Genomic DNA, 5987 nt, shown 5'->3' on the forward strand with positions numbered 1-5987 from the left:
CTATTTTTTAGCTGCGGGCAGCACCGGTTTGGCGGGGGCTTTGGGTGCGGGCGCGCCGACCGAAGCCTGGTCCTTCAGCTTCGCCAGCACCGCCGGGCCGATGCCCTTCACCTTCGTCAAATCGTCCACAGACTTGAACGCACCGTTTTGCGCACGGTATTCCGCAATGGCCTTTGCCTTCGCAGGGCCTATGCCCGGCAGCGCCTCCAACTCCTGCTGCGAAGCGGCATTAATGTTTACCGCCGCAAGGGAGAAGGCGCAGGAGAACAGCATATACAACAGCATAAAAATCTTTTTCATAAGGTTTCCTCCAAAGTATGGGAACAATAAAACAAAACGGCACCGCCGTACGAAACGGAACTGCCGGACGGATACGTCCGCCATACCGACAGGTATACATATCCGACCAAACAGATGGAATTTTTCATCATTTTAAAATGAATGTACGTTTGTTTCAAGACCATTCCCACCAATACCGCAGGGAAACCGTCCGCCCCCGGCTTATCCCTCCCCAAGCTCCATCTCTGCCGCACAAAGCAAAAACCCCCGAATAATCGGAGGTTTTCTGAAAGGGTGTTTGGCAGTGACCTACTTTCGCATGGAAGAACCACACTATCATCGGCGCTGAGTCGTTTCACGGTCCTGTTCGGGATGGGAAGGCGTGGGACCAACTCGCTATGGCCGCCAAACTTAAACTGTTACAAATCGGTAAAGCCTTAATCAATATATTCGGTGATGACTGAATCAGTCAGTAAGCTTTTATCTCTTGAAGTCCTTCAAATGATAGAGTCAAGCCTCACGAGCAATTAGTATGGGTTAGCTTCACGCGTTACCGCGCTTCCACACCCCACCTATCAACGTCCTGGTCTCGAACGACTCTTTAGTGTGGTTAAACCACAAGGGAAGTCTCATCTTCAGGCGAGTTTCGCGCTTAGATGCTTTCAGCGCTTATCTCTTCCGAACTTAGCTACCCGGCTATGCAACTGGCGTTACAACCGGTACACCAGAGGTTCGTCCACTCCGGTCCTCTCGTACTAGGAGCAGCCCCCGTCAAACTTCCAACGCCCACTGCAGATAGGGACCAAACTGTCTCACGACGTTTTAAACCCAGCTCACGTACCACTTTAAATGGCGAACAGCCATACCCTTGGGACCGACTACAGCCCCAGGATGTGATGAGCCGACATCGAGGTGCCAAACTCCGCCGTCGATATGAACTCTTGGGCGGAATCAGCCTGTTATCCCCGGAGTACCTTTTATCCGTTGAGCGATGGCCCTTCCATACAGAACCACCGGATCACTATGTCCTGCTTTCGCACCTGCTCGACTTGTCGGTCTCGCAGTTAAGCTACCTTTTGCCATTGCACTATCAGTCCGATTTCCGACCGGACCTAGGTAACCTTCGAACTCCTCCGTTACTCTTTGGGAGGAGACCGCCCCAGTCAAACTGCCTACCATGCACGGTCCCCGACCCGGATTACGGGTCTGGGTTAGAACCTCAAAGACACCAGGGTGGTATTTCAAGGACGACTCCACAGAGACTGGCGTCTCTGCTTCTAAGCCTCCCACCTATCCTACACAAGTGACTTCAAAGTCCAATGCAAAGCTACAGTAAAGGTTCACGGGGTCTTTCCGTCTAGCAGCGGGTAGATTGCATCTTCACAACCACTTCAACTTCGCTGAGTCTCGGGAGGAGACAGTGTGGCCATCGTTACGCCATTCGTGCGGGTCGGAACTTACCCGACAAGGAATTTCGCTACCTTAGGACCGTTATAGTTACGGCCGCCGTTTACTGGGGCTTCGATCCGATGCTCTCACATCTTCAATTAACCTTCCAGCACCGGGCAGGCGTCACACCCTATACGTCCACTTTCGTGTTGGCAGAGTGCTGTGTTTTTAATAAACAGTCGCAGCCACCTATTCTCTGCGACCCTCCGGGGCTTACGGAGCAAGTCCTTAACCTTAGAGGGCATACCTTCTCCCGAAGTTACGGTATCAATTTGCCGAGTTCCTTCTCCCGAGTTCTCTCAAGCGCCTTAGAATTCTCTTCCTGCCCACCTGTGTCGGTTTGCGGTACGGTTCGATTCAAACTGAAGCTTAGTGGCTTTTCCTGGAAGCGCGGTATCGGTTACTTCGTGTCCGTAGACACTCGTCGTCACTTCTCGGTGTTAAGAAGACCCGGATTTGCCTAAGTCTTCCACCTACCGGCTTAAACAAGCTATTCCAACAGCTTGCCAACCTAACCTTCTCCGTCCCCACATCGCATTTGAATCAAGTACAGGAATATTAACCTGTTTCCCATCGACTACGCATTTCTGCCTCGCCTTAGGGGCCGACTCACCCTACGCCGATGAACGTTGCGTAGGAAACCTTGGGCTTTCGGCGAGCGGGCTTTTCACCCGCTTTATCGCTACTCATGTCAACATTCGCACTTCTGATACCTCCAGCACACTTTACAATGCACCTTCATCGGCCTACAGAACGCTCCCCTACCATGCCGGTAAACCGGCATCCGCAGCTTCGGTTATAGATTTGAGCCCCGTTACATCTTCCGCGCAGGACGACTCGACCAGTGAGCTATTACGCTTTCTTTAAATGATGGCTGCTTCTAAGCCAACATCCTGGCTGTCTGGGCCTTCCCACTTCGTTTACCACTTAATCTATCATTTGGGACCTTAGCTGGCGGTCTGGGTTGTTTCCCTCTTGACAACGGACGTTAGCACCCGCTGTCTGTCTCCCGAGGAACCACTTGATGGTATTCTGAGTTTGCCATGGGTTGGTAAGTTGCAATAACCCCCTAGCCATAACAGTGCTTTACCCCCATCAGTGTCTTGCTCGAGGCACTACCTAAATAGTTTTCGGGGAGAACCAGCTATCTCCGAGTTTGTTTAGCCTTTCACCCCTATCCACAGCTCATCCCCGCATTTTGCAACATGCGTGGGTTCGGTCCTCCAGTACCTGTTACGGCACCTTCAACCTGGCCATGGATAGATCACTCGGTTTCGGGTCTACACCCAGCAACTAATCGCCCTATTAAGACTCGGTTTCCCTACGCCTCCCCTATTCGGTTAAGCTCGCTACTGAATGTAAGTCGTTGACCCATTATACAAAAGGTACGCAGTCACACCGCTAGGGTGCTCCCACTGTTTGTATGCATCAGGTTTCAGGTTCTATTTCACTCCCCTCCCGGGGTTCTTTTCGCCTTTCCCTCACGGTACTGGTTCACTATCGGTCGATGATGAGTATTTAGCCTTGGAGGATGGTCCCCCCATATTCAGACAGGATTTCACGTGTCCCGCCCTACTTTTCGTACGCTTAGTACCACTATTGAGATTTCGAATACGGGACTATCACCCACTACGGTCAAGCTTCCCAGCTTGTTCTTCTATCTCGACAGTTATTACGTACAGGCTCCTCCGCGTTCGCTCGCCACTACTTGCGGAATCTCGGTTGATTTCTTTTCCTCCGGGTACTTAGATGGTTCAGTTCTCCGGGTTCGCTTCTCTAAGTCTATGTATTCAACTTAGGATACTGCACAGAATGCAGTGGGTTTCCCCATTCGGACATCGCGGGATCATAGCTTTATTGCCAGCTCCCCCGCGCTTTTCGCAGGCTTACACGTCCTTCGTCGCCTATCATCGCCAAGGCATCCACCTGATGCACTTATTCACTTGACTCTATCATTTCAAGAACTTCTTTGACTTCGTTTACCTACCCGTTGACTAGGGAAGTAAACTTGAAATTCCTACTTTGATAAAGCTTACTGCTTTGTTGTGTCTTAATCCTGCCTTTTGTGTTTCAGGATTAAGTCGATACAATCATCACCCAAATACTGTGTTTGTTTTCTTTTCTCTCGCGAGAGATTTTTACCCTTTGCAAAAGGTAAAAATCAAAACAAACTCATTGTCTTTGTTTGTTGATTTCGGCTTTCCAATTTGTTAAAGATCGATGCGTCGTTATTTTACTCCGCAAATCAAAATAAGTTGCTATAAAATATAAAAGTACAAATAAAATAAAAGCAACAGGATTACTTTGATTTGCAAAGTTTTGGTGGAGGCAAACGGGATCGAACCGATGACCCCCTGCTTGCAAAGCAGGTGCTCTACCAACTGAGCTATGCCCCCGTTATTGGTGGGTCTGGGAGGACTTGAACCTCCGACCCCACGCTTATCAAGCGTGTGCTCTAACCAGCTGAGCTACAAACCCGGATTCTCTTCTTAAGCGAACCTTGCCTTCACTCAAGCTTCTTCCGCATCTTTTCAGTTTACCGATAAGTGTGAATGCCTAAAGCCCCTTCTTTCTCTAGAAAGGAGGTGATCCAGCCGCAGGTTCCCCTACGGCTACCTTGTTACGACTTCACCCCAGTCATGAAGCATACCGTGGTAAGCGGACCCCTTGCGGTTATCCTACCTACTTCTGGTATCCCCCACTCCCATGGTGTGACGGGCGGTGTGTACAAGACCCGGGAACGTATTCACCGCAGTATGCTGACCTGCGATTACTAGCGATTCCGACTTCATGCACTCGAGTTGCAGAGTGCAATCCGGACTACGATCGGTTTTGTGAGATTGGCTCCACCTCGCGGCTTGGCTACCCTCTGTACCGACCATTGTATGACGTGTGAAGCCCTGGTCATAAGGGCCATGAGGACTTGACGTCATCCCCACCTTCCTCCGGCTTGTCACCGGCAGTCTCATTAGAGTGCCCAACTGAATGATGGCAACTAATGACAAGGGTTGCGCTCGTTGCGGGACTTAACCCAACATCTCACGACACGAGCTGACGACAGCCATGCAGCACCTGTGTTACGGCTCCCAAAGGCACTCCTCCGTCTCTGGAGGATTCCGTACATGTCAAGACCAGGTAAGGTTCTTCGCGTTGCATCGAATTAATCCACATCATCCACCGCTTGTGCGGGTCCCCGTCAATTCCTTTGAGTTTTAATCTTGCGACCGTACTCCCCAGGCGGTCAATTTCACGCGTTAGCTACGCTACCAAGCAATCAGGTTGCCCAACAGCTAATTGACATCGTTTAGGGCGTGGACTACCAGGGTATCTAATCCTGTTTGCTACCCACGCTTTCGGGCATGAACGTCAGTGTTATCCCAGGAGGCTGCCTTCGCCATCGGTATTCCTCCACATCTCTACGCATTTCACTGCTACACGTGGAATTCTACCTCCCTCTGACACACTCTAGTCACCCAGTTCAGAACGCAGTTCCCAGGTTGAGCCCGGGGATTTCACATCCTGCTTAAGTAACCGTCTGCGCCCGCTTTACGCCCAGTAATTCCGATTAACGCTCGCACCCTACGTATTACCGCGGCTGCTGGCACGTAGTTAGCCGGTGCTTATTCTTCAGGTACCGTCATCAGCCGATGATATTAGCAACAGCCTTTTCTTCCCTGACAAAAGTCCTTTACAACCCGAAGGCCTTCTTCAGACACGCGGCATGGCTGGATCAGGCTTGCGCCCATTGTCCAAAATTCCCCACTGCTGCCTCCCGTAGGAGTCTGGGCCGTGTCTCAGTCCCAGTGTGGCGGATCATCCTCTCAGACCCGCTACTGATCGTCGCCTTGGTAGGCCTTTACCCCACCAACCAGCTAATCAGATATCGGCCGCTCGAATAGCGCAAGGCCCGAAGGTCCCCTGCTTTCCCTCTCAAGACGTATGCGGTATTAGCTGATCTTTCGATCAGTTATCCCCCACTACTCGGTACGTTCCGATATGTTACTCACCCGTTCGCCACTCGCCACCCAAGAAGCAAGCTTCTCTGTGCTGCCGTCCGACTTGCATGTGTAAAGCATGCCGCCAGCGTTCAATCTGAGCCAGGATCAAACTCTTATGTTCAATCTCTAACTTTTTAACTTCTGGTCTGCTTCAAAGAAACCGACAGGACAATGTTCAAAACATTATCTTGTCTGTCTTTCAAACAGTGTGAGGCTCAAGGCACTCACACTTATCGGTAATCTGTTTTGTTAAAGAGCGTT

The 5987-nt window shown here is 50.8% G+C and carries 1 protein-coding gene, 2 tRNA genes and 3 rRNA genes; all 6 read right to left on the bottom strand.

The features are described from left to right. The 6 genes from Q3O06_RS04415 to Q3O06_RS04440 all read right to left on the bottom strand — a co-directional run bounded on the left by Q3O06_RS04415 (position 1) and on the right by Q3O06_RS04440 (position 5847). Positions 1-384: a helix-hairpin-helix domain-containing protein gene (locus Q3O06_RS04415; RefSeq protein WP_372337950.1), complete on the bottom strand. Its 384-nt coding sequence runs from the start codon at positions 382-384 to the stop codon at positions 1-3. Positions 385-575: 191 nt separating this feature from the next. Next, a 5S ribosomal RNA gene (gene rrf, locus Q3O06_RS04420) occupies positions 576-689 on the bottom strand. 96 nt (positions 690-785) lie between these two features. Then, positions 786-3677, bottom strand: a 23S ribosomal RNA gene (locus tag Q3O06_RS04425). A gap of 371 nt (positions 3678-4048) precedes the next feature. After that, positions 4049-4124: transfer RNA gene (locus Q3O06_RS04430), tRNA-Ala, on the bottom strand. 5 nt (positions 4125-4129) lie between these two features. Then, positions 4130-4206 (bottom strand) — tRNA-Ile (locus tag Q3O06_RS04435). A gap of 100 nt (positions 4207-4306) precedes the next feature. Continuing rightward, positions 4307-5847 (bottom strand): 16S ribosomal RNA (locus Q3O06_RS04440). Together the 16S, 23S and 5S rRNA genes with 2 tRNA genes alongside form the textbook arrangement of a ribosomal RNA operon. Between the last annotated feature and the right edge of the window lie 140 nt (positions 5848-5987).

Source organism: Neisseria maigaei, assembly GCF_958267405.1.
Classification (GTDB): Bacteria; Pseudomonadota; Gammaproteobacteria; order Burkholderiales; family Neisseriaceae; genus Neisseria; species Neisseria bergeri.